Here is a 16,584-nt window from a genome sequence, read left to right as displayed (position 1 = left end):
GAGGTGCTTTCTGTATTCAAGTGCTATTTCTCCCTCTATGAGCAAAAGACAGGGCACCCACACCCCAACATAAAGATGGACCAGATACGGCGGATCATTCAGAAGATGCCGTATCTTACCCAGAAAGAGGAGCGGGAGCTAAGAGGCACCGGCTTTTCCGGTGTCTTTCCCATACAGTACAAGTACATTATCGCCCAGCATTTCAATACACCATACACGGCTTGTGATTTCAACATAAACCACTTTTTTGCTGGGAGGATCAGAGAACTTAGGTATCATGAGATTGTGCGATAGAAAAGGAGGTAAAAGACCATCGGAAGGTCATCACAGCGAAAAGGCCGCGCCGGAGAGATCGAGCTTGCCAACATTCTCCGGGAACACGGTTACAACGTGGAACCAGGCCGCTCTCAGAGCTATGGGGATGTGCCGGATCTGTCCGGCCTCCCCGGCGTTCACATCGAATGCAAGCGGGTGGAGCGGCTGAACATATCCCAGGCAATGGCTCAGGCTGCCCGGGATGCTGAGAGATTCCAGGACGGCGTGCCCACAGTGTTTCACCGCAGGAACCGGGAAGAATGGCTTGTAACCATGTCCCTGAAGGATTGGCTGGCTCTTTTTAGCGGGATGCCGCCCGGAGAGTCTGTTGAAGAATGTTGAAATTCATTCCGTCGCGCACGAAAAAGGCAACGAAATCTCCGGACAAGATAAAAATCCCTCACTTATCAGAGTGGGGGATTTTCTATGGAACAAGCTGGAACAAATATGACACAAAATCCGCCCAAAAAAGCGACTCACTTCCCGGCCTTCTCCCCGGTTGCTGGATTGATACCCAAGCGCCATGACCGTTTGTCCCGCTCTGCTTGATCAACTACGGCCCGCTCCACAAACTGTTCCAGGGTTTCCCCTGTGGCCTCTGCGGCAGCTGTGGCAGCGTTTCTGGCGTTTTCTGTGATAGGGGACGCATTGGGCAAGACGGCTTCTGCGGGCCTCTCAGGGGGCTTTATGGGGTTTTCTGCCTCCGCCTCCATCGTGTCCACGATGAACTGATTGAGGGACTTCCCCTGTGCCTCTGCGGCAGCTTTCCAGCGGCCTTTGGTGCCACATTTGGCCCGTACCCGGATTTCGTCAAGCCCTTCAAGGTATTTTCTAGTGGCTTTCTTTTGAGCAGCACTTACTGGCATTTTATTCCCTCCTTCCCAGGTTGTTGGGAAATTCCGACACCTTCCCCAGTATGGCTTAATTATACCATGCACGTCTATATGTGTCCATATAAAAACAGCGCAAATATATGTACCCATATTTATACCGTCTGTCAATAGATATATATGGGAACATATATTATAATAAGACCATAGCAAGGGGGAACACCGGCGAAGGTGGACGGGAGTACCGAAAGGGAAAGCAAGACTACCACAGAAGAGCCGCCAGGCCTCCCGATAAAATGGAGGGAGCATCTACAATGAGTACTAACGAACTGGAGATTAAGGTGAGGGAGCTACGGTAGCTCCAGAGTCTGATCGAGGAGCCTCAGGCTGAGGCGGAGTCCATCAAGGATGCTATCAAAGCCCACATGGGCGACGCAGAGGAACTGCGGGCCAGGGAGTACAAGGACACCTGGAAGCCCGTAACATCCACCAGACTGGACAGCAAGGCCCTAAAGGCCGCAGCCCCTGAACTGGTGGAGCGCTTCATCAGAACTACCACAATCCGCCGCTTCTGCGTGGCATGAGAAAAGCCCCTTGTATCAGCACGGACCAAAGCGAGATACAAGAGGCCCAGACACCCTCGAAGGGGTCGAGGTCATTCCAATATGTAAGGAGGAGAACCTGTGATTGACGAAAAGGCGTTGTCTGTGATGGCCAGCATCGTGGACAGGATTGAGCAGACAAACCAATGGGAGGCCCTTCAACCGTCAGAAATAATCCGCTTCTGCCTGGAGCGGCAGAAGGAGGTGATAGTATGACACAGGAGCGGGAGATCCTGATTGAGAACATTTTCCGTATGCTGGCCCAGGCCAACGAGGAGCAGCTGCGGACAATTTATACTTACATTCTTCACCTGACAAAGTGAGAAGGCGGGGGTACCGAGATGGTGCCCCTGCTTTTCATTGACAGCCTTGATAGTAAAGGTATGATGTTGAGCTGCTGATTCGTAACGCCTCCGACGGGAAAAAGGACCTCTACGACATTGTGAATATAAAAGAAAACACCGCCGCCCTGATTGACCTCACCGAACGGGAGGCCAGGTCGGCGGCCCATAAGGCCGCCACAGGACGTGGTGTTTCTGATACTAGTATAGCCGATACCGAAGGATATCAACACCAGGCTCTCCATGAAGTCCTCTTTTGACGAGATGCAGGAAAACTATGACAGCAAGGGACGGCAGCTGACCGCCGAGCAGCAGGAGTATTTCAAGTACAGAAAGGTGCGGGACGATCAAGCGGCTGGCAATATGACCTCGGAACGTGGTACAATGGATGCAAGATACTCTGAAAAGGAGGATAAACGGTATGACCAATCTGGAGGTTCAAGAACTCAAGAGACTTTCCAGCAAAGCAGAGTCACTGAACAAAGAGGAGACGGCGAGATACAGGGAGCTTCTGGCAAAAGAGATGGAGGAGGACCTGTATATGGGAGACCAAACCTCTTAACAGCATGCTTTGGAGAATCCTCTGTTGTCGAATGGGCGAAAAATTCCGTGATAGTACCTGGAACGGGAAGTGTTTCATATTCTGAACAGCAGACCGCACAGGAATACCGTGTACCAAGTTTTGTAATAAGCGAACAGGCAGGGCGTAACAGCGGCAAAAAAGCTCCTTCTTTTTCCAGAAACGGACAAATATTTTTCAGAGAAACGCTGGACGGGAAACATTCCGGTGCGTATGCAACGCATGAGCTCACACATGTGATGAATCTGGAAAGGATGGGATAAAAATGGAGGAGAAAATCAAGCAGAACAGTTCCCGGAAGGAGCAGGACCAAAAAGAGCGGTTTATCAATTCAATGAAGAAGCTGTCCGAAGAGGGCAGACTGTCAGAGTATTTCAGAGAGACGGAAAAGGCGGCGAAGGAACAAGGCCAAGACTTGGACGTTTTACTTCGGTAAAGGATGACGCTGCCTCTGAGACAGCGAAGCAGACAAGTGCAGAGCTGAAAATGGGCATCCCTTCTTTTGTTTACAGAGGGGATCTGGGGGTATCAAGCGGGAACGGGGATATATTGTGCGCCTATTCTGAAAAGGGGGATAACAGCAATGGACGAGCGCGAAGTGATAACCAGGAGCTATTATCACGGGAAGGACAAAAAGAAGGAGTTTACCCCGGAAGAGAGCAAGCGGATCGAGGAGAAGCTGCGTTTATACTCGGAAGCGTATAAAAAGATGCTGCATGCCAAAGACAGCAAGCCGGTAACCGAGAGAACGGCAGATCTGACGAAAGCCGCTGAGAAGTAGAACCGCCCCCGCAGAATCGTTTCCCCACGCCTGAGTACGGGAAAATGAAACCTGGGAAGTTGTAAGGAAAGACATTCCGCAAAGGAGGATATGGGGCATGGACGCGAAGGAACTGAGCAGACAGATGAAGGAAACATTAGAAAAAATTACGCCGGAGGAAAGAAGGAAAGCGGAGGAAACGATGCAGAAGCTGGAGGAGCAGGGGTTCTTTCTTCTATGCGGATGCTCAGTCGGGGAGAAAGACCGGCCCACCAATGGGCAGAAAGGGCTGGAGCAGAGCTCCGAAAACTAGGAGCAGCCGCTTTGAGTTCAACAAAAATTCAACTCCATTATGAAAAGTTCAACTATTTTACCAGACGATACAAAACAGAGAAACCCTTAAAAGCCTTGTGCTGCAATACTTTGACCGATTTTATAAAACAATAAAAAACATCTGAATTTGAACTCATAACCCGGAGGTCGGAGGTTCGAGTCCTCCTCCCGCAACCAACAAACCGCTGAAATCGCACGATTTCAGCGGTTTTCTTCATTTTTCATCACTTTTCTGGCAAGTTTGTTTTCCGTCATTCATTTTGACCCAGATTCTGACCCATACGGGAAATTTTAGCGGAAAGGGCTGGATCACTTTAGAGAGGCTCAGAGACTGCAGGAGAGCACATTCCCCATGGTTTGGGCCGCTTGTCGCTGAGCGGCACTGGTTACATGAGCGTAGGTGTCCAGGGTAAACCCCGCCGAGAAGTGCCCCAGCATGCCGGACACCGTCTTGATGTCCACTCCGTTTTGAAGGGCCAGAGTGGCGAAGGTATGACGGAGATCGTGGAACCTTACCTTGGGCAGTCCCGCCCGCTTCAGCACCCGGTGGAGCATGTGGAGGACACTGTCCGGCGAGATTGGCCCGCCGTTTGGTGAAGGAAAGACCCACGGGCTGCTCCCAACTTTTTTCTTCTGTTCTAACAGAACGCTTACTGTATCCTCTGCCAGCGGCAGGGTACGGTAGGCGTTCTTTGTTTTCAACGGTGCCTCCACTACCTCTCCATTGATTCGAGATATCTGCCGCCGAACCCGGAGGTCGCCTCGTTCCAAATCAATGTCCTCCCACTTGATGCCCAGAAGTTCTCCCCTTCTCAGCCCAGTGGCCAGCTCCAGATAGTAGAGTTCAAATACGCCGCTCTCTCTGGCTTCCCGCAGGAAGGATTGGAGCTGCTCCACCGGCAGTGTTTTCATCTCCCGATGCTCTACCTTTGGCAGGGCACAGCCCTCGGCAGGGTTGGCGAGGATGATCCTCTGCTCCTGGGCCAGCTTTAGGGCAGAGGATAGAATTTGGTGGATGTTCCGCACTGTCTTGGCACTGAGCCCCTTGGGCTGTTCTTTGGCCTCCAGCCGGTCTACCCGACCTTTGGTCAGCAGCTTCTTGTAAAGTTTCTGCAATTCCAGAGAGGTGAGCTTTTCCAGCGGGATGTCCCCTATATTGGGCTTGATATGGTTGTCCATGTAGCCCCGGTAGGTCTGGTGGGAGGAGGGCCGGACTTTTATTTTGGCGTAGTCCTCAAACCATACCTCCATCCACTCCCCTACCGTGTACTTCCCGATCTTGCTCTGATCCAGAGATTGCGTCTCCTTGATGGCAGCCTTCAGCTTTTCCTTGACCTCCGCCTGAGTTCTGCCCAACACATTCTTGTAGATAGCCTTACCGGTCTCCGGGTCATGTCCCGCCGTATACCGGCCTTCCCAGCGGCCGTCCTTTCGCTTGCGGATACTTCCTTCGCCGTTGGCTCGCTTCTTAGCCATCCCTATTCACCTCCCGTTCCATAATCTCACAGGCTCGCCGCTCTTCCTCCTTTGGGAAGGAATACAGGCCATCCGTCTCCAGTTCTTTCGCAATCCCCCAGGCCAGCTTGAATCCAGCGGTGAAGCTGGCCAAAGAAGTTTCCTCCCGCAGCAGGTTTTGGGTATCCACCAGATGCATCAGTCTGCGCCGCTGCATCTTGTCCAGGCAATCCCGCACGTCCTAACGAGTCTGCTCGATTTCCTCCTCCAGTTCTGAGAAGTCTAGCTCTCGGCAGAATCGCTGGTGCAGAGCGGTCATGTAGTCATTCATCGTGTGTCGCCTCCTTTTCAGCAACACACAATACCCTAACTGACAGGCAATAGCCAGGGCAAACGAGCAGAGTTATCAGAACCTTAACAATTCGCTCTTAAACTCTCGGCCTTATCATTGTTAACACCGTACTATTTTCTACAGCCCTTTTCTTTTGTTTTGCGGCGCAATTTTTGAGGTCTCTCCGCACCAACCCCGGAGCAAATCCCTCTGACACTAAGGGCGCAGGGAATCACGACCCCGGAAGAGCAAAATTTTGTCCTTTACGACCCCGCCCCGCAGGACTTGAAACTGCCCGCACTGCGGGCAGAAGTGGACGAGCCGGGGCGTTTACGACCCCGGCTCTTTCTCCTGCTTTTTTTCACACCGGCCCTGCGCCCTCATCCAAGCCCGCCGCCGTCCCAAATTTGCCTCGAAAACCCTTGTTGGGGCAGCTACTCTACCCAGCCCTTCAAGCGGCCACACAGCGGCCCACAGGGGCAACAATAGGGAAATTACTGGTCTTGTGCATCTGGCCGCAACTGTGCGTTGTCGGATTGTTGTTGCCAATAAGTCCTGTGCCAACACCTTGAGCCGCTAAAAGGAAAGTTGACAAAGCCGAATGAGGGCCACAGAAAATCTTGCCCACAGTATGATAGCAAAAAACATCCTGCATGATGCTTTTTGCACCACACAGGATGTTTTTATACAGCGCGAGGTACAAAATCCGTTTCCCCTCAGCTTTGCTCTCCGAACAAGATCGTTAGCGTTGGCTCATCAATGACCGTGTATCCTTCTGCAATCTCAAAGCTCACTTCGATTTCCTCTATATCCGAAGGGGAGGAAATCCTATTTTCTTCCAGCGAGGATTCTCGCAACTTGATTGTAAGCACTGCAGATTCTCCACCTTTTACATCCTGACTATAGTACGAATAGTCGGTCATAAATCCGTTTACGGAAAGAGAATCATATACATCACGGATCGTAAAAAGGTTTCCGCTGTTGTTTTCCGCCAACAGCATTACATAGAAATCGGCGCTATATTCCGAAGCCTCTTCCAACACGGTCTTGGCTACAATTCGCAGTCCATTATCATTGTATATCTCATTACCTGACACATCGAATTGGGCACTTGTTCCGGGTACGGCAATCTCAACAGGGGTTTCCGCCGCAAGCTCATCACCGTCCTCACCGTATTGTCCCAAGTACAGTGAAACGGTCCCGACATCACGAATACCATACACACCCCAGTAGGCAGTGTCAAAAACAGAGGAAAGCTGTACATCTAAAATACAGCGTTTGCCAGGATTGATCGTACTGCTGGACCAGATAGAACTGTTCACCACCAATCCATTTATTCCAATATTAGAGGTGGAAATATATACCACATATTCGTTGGTATTTTCCAGTTCCAGCAGCAGGATACTATCCCCATCTTGATTTGTCATGACTCCACTGGAAAGCAGCTTCACACCGTTTTTATCATAGAGTGCTTCCTTTGAAAAGCAGGACATGTCATACCCATAGGTACTCATGGCCGCATTGCTTGTGATTGCATCCTGGTAAGGGTCTGTTTTATAGTCATGGAGATTGAAGGCAGAGGTTTTTAGCTGTCTGGGGCCGGAATAAGTGTGGTTGTATTCATCATCCGCTATGTCAAAGCCAATCTCAATATCTGCGATTTCATGGATGCCGTAAAGCATCAAGGTATCATAGTTAAACTGAATGACAGCGTTGGCCTTCTTTCCATCGGCTACATCGCAATTCAGATAGCCTTCCCTTATCATATATCCATTAATTGAGTTACAGTTATATCCGACCGAACCACTGATAAATGATAAATCTTTGCCGCTGTTATTTTCAATTAAAAGCTCCAAATTTGCGTAGTACTCGTCGTAAGTCAACCCTTTAGCAGTAATCTTTACGCCATTTTCGTCTACCATTACCGTCTCAGGAAGGACAGGGTCTTTGTTGAACGGTTCCATCTCTTCCTCATTCTTTTCCAGCGGCGTGTAGGAGAATGTGCTTTCGGTAAACGACTGGTTTCCCGCTGATGTGCTATCTAAAGCAGAGGGACCGCCGCAGGCAGCCAGAAGGGCCAATGATATGGCAAGTAGTGTGGATAAAAACTTTGTTTTCACGAGTATGTCCTCCTCTAGTTTTTGTTGGGATGCGATGTTGCGAAAGCCAGCCTTTATAGCGCAGCGATGTATTCGTTTGCTTTCTGGATTAACTCCCGCAGACGGGTGTGTTCTGCCTCTAATTCTGTCACTTTTCTTAGAAGCGCCGCTTTTTGATTAAACTTGTCGGTCTCCAAAAGCACCTTGATTTCTTTCAGATGAAACCCTAACTGCTGATAAAATTGAATGAGCCGAACGCGTTCTTGCTCCGGCTGCCCATAGAGCAGATGTCCATATTTATTTCTCCCGGAAGGAGCTACAAGCCCTGCTTTTTCATATCCCTGGACGGCTCGCCGGGACAGTCCCAGTTGCGTACACATCTGGCGTAGCGTTTGTTCCATCTTCATCTCCTCCTCACCGTAAAACTGCACGTTCCGTGCAGTCAAGGACTTTGCGAAACATCACATCCCGTAACAGGAGTTGTAATTTTCGCGTGGCGGGGAGAATCAGGCGCGCAGGACGCCTTCCAGCCCAAGAAGGTTCTCAGGAATTCTAATGCAATTCCCGGTAACTGCTTGGCGCATTTTCTATTATAAAAGTCATAACACTCGGCTTTTGACCAATAACTGGCGCAGGCCGGAAAAACAGCAGATTCTGAAAAAATGGTTGCCTCCTCTTCTCTTTTTGCAATCCATATGATATAACACCTATAAACGCCCGTTTGGGACAAAATCTCCCAAACGATAAAGGAAGGGAGAAAGTCCATGAAACAGAAGCTACTGCTGCTCTTTGCGGGAGCGACACTGTTTCTCACCAGCTGCGCCCCTTTGGACAAAGCACTGGAGGGACAGTTACTAAAATTTTCACATGTAAAAGAAGAGTCTGATTATCAGCAGTATGCCCAGCTTTTGGAGCAGGGGAAACTAGATGAGGATGGACGATTTACTGCCGAATCAAGTACAGAATCTCCCCCTGAGGGCAGTGTCTATGTCACCTTCGGCCGCAACGCCTACTTGGATGCCAGTTATTACAGTGATGAAAACCTCACCCACCTTTTGTCCGAGGAGGGGTGCTTTCTCTTTCCTGGAGACAGCATCTATGCAGGTGAAGCGATCATCAAAAATCCCAACAGCAATCTCTATACGCTGAAGAATTACCGCGTCACTGTCTTTTACGAAACCGGCTTGTCCGAGGAAATTACTGTTTCAAAAGATGGTACAAATCCCCTGGTTTTTACCATCCCCGAGGATTTTACCGGAACGGGTCTTTCCATTTATCCTATCGGATTCTACCAGGATAGGACCCTGGATCTTTCAGTTTATTGCATGGATGAGGAAACCCGCATCTCACTTGCCAGCGCCGGCCAGTGGTACATAAATGATACCGCCTGTTCCGGGAACTCGGCCTCTATTTCTGCAACAGAAGCATATACCCTGCGTTTGGATTACGATACAGAGGAGTATTTTTTTGTCAGCAGCACCCCACAGTGCTTTACACAAAATCCAAATGCAGATGGCCGGGTTGAGTTTTGGGAGGCAGCATCTACCGATGAGGATTGCCTCTACGAAGTAGAACTTCACCACTATCTAAGCCTTACCTTGCAGTGTGACGACGCCGCAACCATCACCGTCAATGATGAGGAACCGGTAAAACTCTCCAAAAACAAATCCTTTACCAGAGACGACCTGAAATTCGGAGACATACTAATCATTGACACCACCGGGACCTGTTCCATCAAAGAGGGGGATTATCGCTATGTTGCCGCTTCCAAGGATCCCCTTACCAACGGGAATCGGTATCGGCTCACCATCGTTTCTCAGCCGCAGGATGCCGCCGCTGAGGAACTTACTAAGGTGATGCCCGTCACCAGAACATTTCAGTTAAATTTACTGCCAGAAGGCACCTACGGTGAGAGTGTATACGAGATAAATGGTACTACTGTAAACGGGACCGTTGAAGCCGACGAAGGTGATACGCTCACTATTACTTACACACTAACAAATGATTTGTACGCCTTCAAAGCGGAAAACAAGGGCATTATCGGCTTTTTCTCTAACTTCTTCCATAAAAATGTCAAGACAATTACCATTCCCATTACGGCGGATATGAATGGCAGTGTCATTCAGGGCGAGACATATGTAGAACTTGTGAAAAAGGAGGATGCTTAGGATGCAAGTTCTGAAAAAGATTGGTCTTTCCGGTGTATGGACGGCTATCATGATCCTACTTTTCGTGGGAGCAGCAGTCTCCGCCTATTGGCGGTATCATGCTGCGGGCATTGGTACTACCATCGGTTCTACCACCGGAAATATTGTCGGTACTGCAATCGGCTCCTTTCACGGTGCGACGCAAGAAGTACCACAGGGTTATGCAGATGGCGCAGCGGCAGGCCTGAGCGCAGAGGATACCACTACCACGATTCTGGATACTCTGGAGTCTGTGGGTACGCTGGAGGTAATGACCGCAAATGTCACGATCAAGCAGCAACTGAAGATCGGGGACGCCTATCAGGGGTTATTTCTCCTCAACGGTGATTTAAAATTTACCGTGGACTTATCGAAAGGAAATATCATTCTCCCCAAAGACGGTAGTTACCTTTGCCTTGTACTTCCAAATCCCGAGCCAACGCTCATCCTTAACCATGAAAAGACGCAAAAACTTGCAGAGACAGATGCATTTAACTGGAATCTCAGCGCAAAGGATGGTATGACCGCATACCTAAACGCCATCCGGACATTGGACAGCAGTGCACTTAGCAGCATCTCAAACTATGATACACTAAAAAAACTTGCCGAAGAGGCTGCCATCACCCAAGCAAGCCAACTTATTGAAGCATTGCAGGAAAGTGGCAAAAAAATTGAGGTACAATTGGAGGGGCGGCCATGACCAAAAAAAAGAAGTTATTCCACCCATTCAAATGTATACAGCACCAGCAAAACCCGCATAAAAACAAAAGCAAGGCTTTCCGGATCGCTTTATTGGTATCTTTTCTTCTGGTCAGCATCATTTATCTTCAGCTTGAGACATTTCGGATTGGGGTTGCCTCCCTGGAAGAATCCTATACTGCCTCCATCCAGCAGACTTCACAGGAGATTTCTGACAACATGTACCAGGATGCCTTTGCTTACGCCAAGGAAAATCACTATGTGGTCAATCGGGGAGCCATTTCCATTGGCAACTTACAGGAAAAGCAAAATTTGGAGGTACTGCGCGTCAGTGAAACAACCTATCAAATTTCAGAGAAAGAGGAAGGCTTCTTGTCTTCTTTGAGCAGCACTCTGGGATTTGGATCGCTTGACAGTTGGATTGAAGTTCCTGCCACTGGTACCTTTCTGGTCAACCTCCAGCTTGCTGAATTTATCGTAGACAACCAGCGCAACAGTGTGGTGGTAAGAATACCAAATCCTGTACTTTCCGATGTGACAATAGATCACGAAAATGTACAGATTCTTTTTGCGGAAGACGGCAGTCTCGTGCCGCACTCCACTAAAGAGGGAGTAAACCAAGCTGCCAGTGAGCTTCAACAAGCGCAATCAGAGTTACTGAAAAGTATGCGGGAAAACCAGGAATATTATCAAATTGCAAGAACATCTGCCAAAACACTTTTGGAAACCCTCATCCGACAATGGAATCCTGGAGTAGATAACTTGACCGTCACTGTGGAGTTTTTTTCGGACAACATATAAGTATGAAACAGGAAATTCATCAACTGTAAAGTAGTAAGACCTGAAAATGTACCACTATTCTCAAATATTGGCATGGGTACAGTCGTTGAGATAAACTGTAATTCGGGCAAACTCAACATTCCAGGTACTCTGACCCAAACCGTGACCCATACGGGATTTGGAACACACGGAACCAACGGAGCAAAGAGGCTCAAATCGTATTTCCGGTCCCAGCAGAAATGGCACAAAAGCCCTCAAAGGAGCGGAAAGCCTATCCAGACCGCAGCTCATAACCCGGAGGTCGCAGGTTCAAATCCTGCCCCCGCAACCAGAAAGCCGCTGGAATCGTAAGATTCCAGCGGTTTTATTTTGTGTTTGGGACGTCTGTCGCAGCCTTTGCGGAAAGCGGGGCGCAACAGGCGTTTTATTTTCGAGCGTGGGTCTGACTAAATACCCCCACTGTTTGCGGTTTGTTTGGAGGTCGCTGCGGATTTTGCGGGAAAATACACGCGCTATAAATACTTACTCCTCAAAGGCAAGTCATCAGACTGCCTTTGAGGAGTAAGTCCAACCCCGTCAAACTGTTCAGAAGGGAGGAACAGTTTGAACATCTGAATGGAACATATCTTTCCAGGATGAGAAGAGAAGGGAGAAGGTTCCGGGAAAGATTATGTTTCGTTTTTCGATGCCGATACCATTTTTACAATGCCTTTTTTGTAGAGGAGATACGCCCAGCCGATGGCGATGGGAATGGCGCCCAGGACGGCGAAGCCCTGATAACCGGACATGCCGGGGATAAACAGCAGTGCCAGTACCGTGGCTACCGCGGGAGCAAGAACGATGAGATTCTTGTTCTTCACATAGTGGTCGCCGGAGCCCTTGGCAAAGAGGCCGAGGAGCAGGGAACCGAACAGAGCGGGAATGACATACTGGGTGGCGGTCTTCACGGCGGGCAGGGCAAACACCGGCTCCAGAGGCTTCAGCAGGAGCACGCCCAGTGCGATGATGATAATGGTCTCGATGGAGGAGATGGCCACCGCGTAAGAGGAGACGGCGTCCGATTCCTCCGTGTTGGCGTCCACCCCGGCAATCTGCTGGGCGGAAATGACCACGGGCAGCTTCAGGTTCATGACGTTTCCGGTGATGAAGGTGATGTAAGAGGAAGAGCCGAGGATGGGAGCGAAACCGATGATCTCGGAGAAGTCAATGGGGAGCATCATGGCCAGAATACCGATGGCAGCCTGTGCAATCATGGCAAAGCTGGGGAAACAGTCATAAATTGCACACATGATAATGGGAATGCCAACCATAAGAGCCAGAGCAATGAGAGAACCGATTCGGCCTACTCTGTGCACACTGTCCATGTAACTGCTGTTCTTTTTCATGTCAGCCCCTCCTTTAGAGCACCTGAGTCCAGAACACGGCGGAGGCCATGCCCAGAATCAGAGTGAATGCCATATTGAAATCGCCCAGCCAAGTCCAGCCGGTCTTTTCCACGATCTTCTTCAGAATAAACGCAATGATCAAGCTGGTTATCAGGACCAGAGTGCTGATAACGCCCTGGAAAATCTGGAAGATAGCTAGAACGGGCATAAGTGCCAGCATGAAGCAGGAGTTTACAATGGTGCCGAAGCCGGACTTATTCTGCCCCAGCTTGTTGACGCCGCCGATGATCTGTTTGCCGAAGAGAGCGTTGATAAATACGCCGGCAATAATACCGGTGCTCATGACCAGCATGACAGCGCCGAATGTGTCAGCGCCGGAGGCCATGGCCTGGGTCATGTCGGTGAAGCCCAGAGCGGAGGTTGCAAGCTGCGCCGCAATCAGCTCATAGCTGACGGAGCCGACCACGCTCAGACGGAACCAGGCCCAAGGGATACCGATGACGGCGGACAGAGTGATGAGTCCGGCCACAATGGCGACAGAAGGGATGACCGATGCGGAGAGTGCGTTTTTGCGGATTTTCTTCAGGGTTTCCTCCGAGATCCCCAGCTCCAGCGCCCGGGTACGGGATTTTTTCCAGAACACGAGGCAAAGACCAATCATGAACAGAAGTGCGATGATAACCAGAAGATATAGGGTTCCGCTGTTGGCTAACTCAGAAAAACTTTTCATGTTTTACTCTCCTTTAGCTTCGATTCAGCATGGGCTTTACATCGTCAGGAATGGGGCATTCATACCGTTCGCCCACTTCTTTCCGGTGCTCTTCCTTGGCTTTCTCAATCAAATCGGGATGTTCCAACAGCGTGGCCGCGGTGTAGGCCAGAACCTTGCCCGCATAGATAAGGCCTTCGTGGGCAATGGGGCTTTTCGCCTGGGCGGTCTGCTGCCAAGAGTGGGCGGGCGTACCCTGAACGCTGGTGGTTGCCACCATTTGGGCGGTGGGCACCACATGGGACACGTCGCCCACATCGGTGGAACCGGACATGACCAGTGAGCTGGGAATATAGTCAAAGGCGGTACCCAAAAGCTTTTCGTTTGCAAAGGACTCCACATCGGAAAGTCCGGTCTGGACCTTCAGTGTGCTTGCGATGGAGGCGCGGTCCGTCTCGCTGATTGTCTCGTAAATTTCGTCCGCATATTTCTTGGCTTCCTCAGAGAATTGGATGCCGCCCAACTCCACATTGCACCGGCCCATAACCTCGGAGATGGTCCGGTTGGGGGTGAAGTCCGAAATACCGGTATCGATTTCCACAGAGACGGAGGTCTCGGTCATCAGAGCTGCGCCCTGGGCAATTTTCAGGACACGGGGATAAATCTCATCCACCTGGTGCTTCTTGGGGGCGCGCACGTAGTAGTAAAGCGCCGCGGTGTCCTGCACCACGTTGGGAGCCTGGCCCCCCACATCCAAAAACGCGTAGTGGATTCTGGCCTGATCGATGATATGCTCACGCAGGAAGTTGACGCCCACATTCATGAGTTCGGCGGCGTCCAGAGCGCTTCTGCCCAGTTCGGGACAGGCAGCCGCGTGGGCGGTTTTGCCCTTGAAGCGGAACACCACATCAATTTCGGACAGGGAGGAGGGGGCCCAAACAGCATTCATGGTGTTGGGGTGCCAGGTCAGAGCCACATCCATGCAGTCAAAGACGCCGTCCCGGGCCATGAAGGTCTTGCCGCAGCCAGCCTCTTCGGCGGGGCAGCCAAAGTAGACCACGGTGCCCTCCATGCTGCGCTCCTTCAGGAAATCCTTGGTGGCAACCGCTGCCGCCAGGGCGCCCGCACCCAGATTGCAGTGCCCGCAGCCATGGCCGGGAGCGCCCTCTTTCACCGGTTCCTTGTTGCAGACGTATGCCTTCTGGCTCATGGAAGCCAGCGCGTCATATTCGCCCAGAAAACCGATGACCGGTTTTCCTGAGCCATACACCGCTTTGAATGCAGTGGGGATGCCGGCGAGGCCTTCTTCCACTTCAAAGCCCTCCTGCTTCAGAGCCCGGATCAACGTGGCGGCCGACTGAAATTCCTTAAATCCCACCTCAGGGTTTTCCCAGAGAGAATCGCTGACGCCGATGAAAAGATCTTTTTTTGCCTCCACCAGCTGGCTGATCAAATCTTTGCTGTTCATAACCCACTCCTCTTCCTCTGTTTTTATTTAAAGAATACATTAAAGAATAGTCTTTAATGTATGGCTTTATTATACTACCTTTTTAACGAGGATCAATTGTTTTATATTCCAAAATGTTTTTTCACATTTTAGACAGAACGCACAAGTACAAACAGGTGTTCCTGAATTTGATTGGCGGATTCTTCAGGATGTTGACAACGCCTCGTTTCTGACTTATGATGAATAAAATCGATTCATTTGTGCACATTACAGCACCTTCTTTGGTGCTATACTTTATATTGCGGAGGCTTGTTATGAAGGCCAGAATTGCGTTATTGGTAAAAGAACATTTTGCGGAATACTGCCGCAATACCTTCTTAACCGAGACAGAAGATATGGTCCTTTCGTTTTTTACCTATGTAACGCTGGAGCAGATGGTGGCGACTTATCAGGAGCTGGTGGGGAAATACGACGCTGTGATTACCAGCGGTCTGCTGCCCCATACCATACTGCATAACGCTGCGGAGCCGGGGCATCCCATTCTCGAGTGCTTCCGTTACGACGTTGAAAATACGTACCGGCTCGTTTTGCGGGAGAGTGTACGCCGTAATCACCTGGATCTCTCACGGGTGGGGATGGAGGCCCTTCCTTCCGGTGTCTCCCTCCAGCAGGCCATTGAGGAAAATACGTTTCCCCACTATGCAAGGCTCTTTGAAGGACAATTTTTCTCCCTGGATATGGAAGCGCTGAAACAACAAGAGGCGGCTGTCTCTGAACGTTATAAAAAACTGTATCAGGATGGGAAAATTGACTATATTCTCACCTACTTTTACAGCGCGGTGGAAGCGATGAAAGACGTGGGGATTGACTGCTACTACCTCTATCCCAGTGAGAAGGAATTTTACCGGGTCATTGACCTTGTGTGCAGCAAGATTTCGCTTCGGCAGGCGGAAAAACGAGCTCCGGCTGTCATCCATCTCACCCTGCGGCCCGCTCAGGCCGGTGCAGTGGGAAACGAGCTGAAGATAGCGGAGCTCTACACTGCACTGCTGGAATATATTAAGCTCCATCAGTACGACATTTCCGTCAAGCAGGGGGGTCAGTATTTCCAGCTCTATACCGATGCGGAAACCCTGGAACAAATGACCAGTGGGTTCCTTCACTGTCCCTTGTCCCAGCACATTCCGCTGGTAAATCGGCTTTGTTCCTCGGTGGGATACGGCGTGGGAAACAGCTTCTTCCAGGCCACCCAAAATGCTTTGGAGGCGGCGCAATACGCATTGGAATTGAACAGTGCCGATAAAGCCAGCTACTACATTGACAATAACGGCACCATCACCGCCCTTTCCCACAGAGGTCCCTCCCAGCAGTCCTGGATTGCCCAGCTGCCGAAGGAGAGACTGGTATCCCTTGCGGAGCAAGCCAGCCTGTCTGTGGATACCATTGCGAAAATTCTCTCGGTTCTGCACGCCATGGGAAGCCGCCAGCTCACTTCTCAAGACCTGATTGAGCGGCTGGGGCTCTCCCTGCGGACGGCCAATCGCTATCTTGCCAACCTGACAAAAGCCGGTTTGGCCCAGCCCATTGGACAAAAGGCCCTGGTAAAGAAAGGGCGGCCGGTCAACATTTATTCCCTGGAGGAGCTTGCAGAGGGACTGTTTTAAAGCATGAGAACACTGCCCCGGTAAGCCAGACCTTGAACATAAAGAGCCGCCGGAATCCTAGGATTCCG

The 16,584-nt window shown here is 50.4% G+C and carries 19 protein-coding genes; 11 read left to right on the top strand and 8 right to left on the bottom strand.

Features of this window, described 5'->3' with window-relative positions; all coding sequences use genetic code 11:
* Positions 1 to 312: 312 nt before the first annotated feature.
* Positions 313 to 657 (top strand): PDDEXK family nuclease, encoded by a 345-nt coding sequence (locus AC3YUO_RS01815; protein ID WP_489961493.1) that lies wholly within the window; start codon positions 313 to 315, stop codon positions 655 to 657.
* Between the two features lie 134 nt (positions 658 to 791).
* Here AC3YUO_RS01815 and AC3YUO_RS01810 read toward each other — a convergent pair whose 3' ends face one another.
* Positions 792 to 1,181, bottom strand: a complete 390-nt coding sequence (locus tag AC3YUO_RS01810; RefSeq protein WP_489961331.1) for a hypothetical protein — start codon at positions 1,179 to 1,181, stop codon at positions 792 to 794.
* 389 nt (positions 1,182 to 1,570) lie between these two features.
* Between AC3YUO_RS01810 and AC3YUO_RS01805 the strand changes: the two genes are divergently transcribed.
* The 6 genes from AC3YUO_RS01805 (at position 1,571) to AC3YUO_RS01780 (ending at position 3,875) form a co-directional block, all read left to right on the top strand.
* Complete coding sequence (locus AC3YUO_RS01805) at positions 1,571 to 1,729, top strand: hypothetical protein (RefSeq protein ID WP_489961330.1); 159 nt, start codon at positions 1,571 to 1,573, stop codon at positions 1,727 to 1,729.
* Between the two features lie 99 nt (positions 1,730 to 1,828).
* Positions 1,829 to 1,963, top strand: a complete 135-nt coding sequence (locus AC3YUO_RS01800; protein WP_489961329.1) for a hypothetical protein — start codon at positions 1,829 to 1,831, stop codon at positions 1,961 to 1,963.
* Positions 1,964 to 2,331: 368 nt separating this feature from the next.
* Positions 2,332 to 2,931 (top strand): hypothetical protein, encoded by a 600-nt coding sequence (locus AC3YUO_RS01795; RefSeq protein WP_489961328.1) that lies wholly within the window; start codon positions 2,332 to 2,334, stop codon positions 2,929 to 2,931.
* A 2-nt stretch (positions 2,932 to 2,933) separates the two neighbouring features.
* On the top strand, positions 2,934 to 3,104 hold the full coding sequence (locus AC3YUO_RS01790; protein ID WP_489961327.1) for a hypothetical protein: 171 nt from the start codon (positions 2,934 to 2,936) through the stop codon (positions 3,102 to 3,104).
* 147 nt (positions 3,105 to 3,251) lie between these two features.
* Entirely contained in the window at positions 3,252 to 3,449 is a 198-nt protein-coding gene (locus AC3YUO_RS01785; protein ID WP_489961326.1) for a hypothetical protein, read from the top strand.
* Between the two features lie 90 nt (positions 3,450 to 3,539).
* Positions 3,540 to 3,875, top strand: coding sequence for a hypothetical protein (locus tag AC3YUO_RS01780; protein ID WP_489961325.1), 336 nt, complete (start codon positions 3,540 to 3,542; stop codon positions 3,873 to 3,875).
* 210 nt (positions 3,876 to 4,085) lie between these two features.
* On the opposite strand, the gene AC3YUO_RS01775 is transcribed toward AC3YUO_RS01780, so the two are convergent.
* The 4 genes from AC3YUO_RS01775 to AC3YUO_RS01760 all read right to left on the bottom strand — a co-directional run bounded on the left by AC3YUO_RS01775 (position 4,086) and on the right by AC3YUO_RS01760 (position 8,047).
* Positions 4,086 to 5,237 (bottom strand): tyrosine-type recombinase/integrase, encoded by a 1,152-nt coding sequence (locus AC3YUO_RS01775; protein WP_489961324.1) that lies wholly within the window; start codon positions 5,235 to 5,237, stop codon positions 4,086 to 4,088.
* Positions 5,230 to 5,454, bottom strand: a complete 225-nt coding sequence (locus AC3YUO_RS01770) for a hypothetical protein (RefSeq protein ID WP_489961323.1) — start codon at positions 5,452 to 5,454, stop codon at positions 5,230 to 5,232. Before AC3YUO_RS01770 ends, AC3YUO_RS01775 begins: the two co-directional genes overlap by 8 nt.
* 809 nt (positions 5,455 to 6,263) lie before the next feature.
* A complete protein-coding gene (locus tag AC3YUO_RS01765; protein WP_489961322.1) occupies positions 6,264 to 7,667 on the bottom strand; it encodes a catabolite control protein A in 1,404 nt (467 codons plus the stop codon).
* 53 nt (positions 7,668 to 7,720) lie between these two features.
* Positions 7,721 to 8,047, bottom strand: coding sequence for a MerR family transcriptional regulator (locus AC3YUO_RS01760; protein ID WP_489961321.1), 327 nt, complete (start codon positions 8,045 to 8,047; stop codon positions 7,721 to 7,723).
* A gap of 363 nt (positions 8,048 to 8,410) precedes the next feature.
* On the opposite strand from AC3YUO_RS01760, the gene AC3YUO_RS01755 reads away from it, so the two are divergent.
* Genes AC3YUO_RS01755 through AC3YUO_RS01745 form a run of 3 tightly spaced genes read left to right on the top strand, consistent with a single transcriptional unit; the run spans position 8,411 to position 11,332 of the window.
* Complete coding sequence (locus AC3YUO_RS01755) at positions 8,411 to 9,814, top strand: hypothetical protein (protein WP_489961320.1); 1,404 nt, start codon at positions 8,411 to 8,413, stop codon at positions 9,812 to 9,814.
* 1 nt (position 9,815) lies between these two features.
* Positions 9,816 to 10,532, top strand: coding sequence for a DUF4230 domain-containing protein (locus AC3YUO_RS01750; RefSeq protein ID WP_489961319.1), 717 nt, complete (start codon positions 9,816 to 9,818; stop codon positions 10,530 to 10,532).
* Positions 10,529 to 11,332: a DUF4230 domain-containing protein gene (locus AC3YUO_RS01745; protein ID WP_489961318.1), complete on the top strand. Its 804-nt coding sequence runs from the start codon at positions 10,529 to 10,531 to the stop codon at positions 11,330 to 11,332. Before AC3YUO_RS01750 ends, AC3YUO_RS01745 begins: the two co-directional genes overlap by 4 nt.
* A 647-nt stretch (positions 11,333 to 11,979) precedes the next feature.
* On the opposite strand, the gene AC3YUO_RS01740 is transcribed toward AC3YUO_RS01745, so the two are convergent.
* The 3 genes from AC3YUO_RS01740 to AC3YUO_RS01730 are packed head-to-tail and all read right to left on the bottom strand — an operon-like array spanning position 11,980 to position 14,873.
* Positions 11,980 to 12,696 (bottom strand): hypothetical protein, encoded by a 717-nt coding sequence (locus tag AC3YUO_RS01740; protein WP_489961317.1) that lies wholly within the window; start codon positions 12,694 to 12,696, stop codon positions 11,980 to 11,982.
* A gap of 13 nt (positions 12,697 to 12,709) precedes the next feature.
* Positions 12,710 to 13,426 carry a DUF5058 family protein gene (locus AC3YUO_RS01735; RefSeq protein ID WP_489961316.1) on the bottom strand — a complete coding sequence of 239 codons (717 nt, stop codon included), beginning with the start codon at positions 13,424 to 13,426 and terminating at the stop codon, positions 12,710 to 12,712.
* Between the two features lie 13 nt (positions 13,427 to 13,439).
* Entirely contained in the window at positions 13,440 to 14,873 is a 1,434-nt protein-coding gene (locus tag AC3YUO_RS01730; protein WP_489961315.1) for an amidohydrolase, read from the bottom strand.
* A 293-nt stretch (positions 14,874 to 15,166) separates the two neighbouring features.
* On the opposite strand from AC3YUO_RS01730, the gene AC3YUO_RS01725 reads away from it, so the two are divergent.
* The gene (locus AC3YUO_RS01725; RefSeq protein ID WP_489961314.1) at positions 15,167 to 16,516 is read left to right on the top strand and encodes a winged helix-turn-helix transcriptional regulator; all 1,350 of its coding nucleotides are present in this window, start codon (positions 15,167 to 15,169) and stop codon (positions 16,514 to 16,516) included.
* The last annotated feature ends 68 nt before the right edge of the window (positions 16,517 to 16,584 follow it).

The sequence above is a fragment of the Pseudoflavonifractor sp. HNCC25GI2 genome (assembly GCF_058136395.1).
This window is presented reverse-complemented; position numbering and strand designations above follow the sequence as displayed.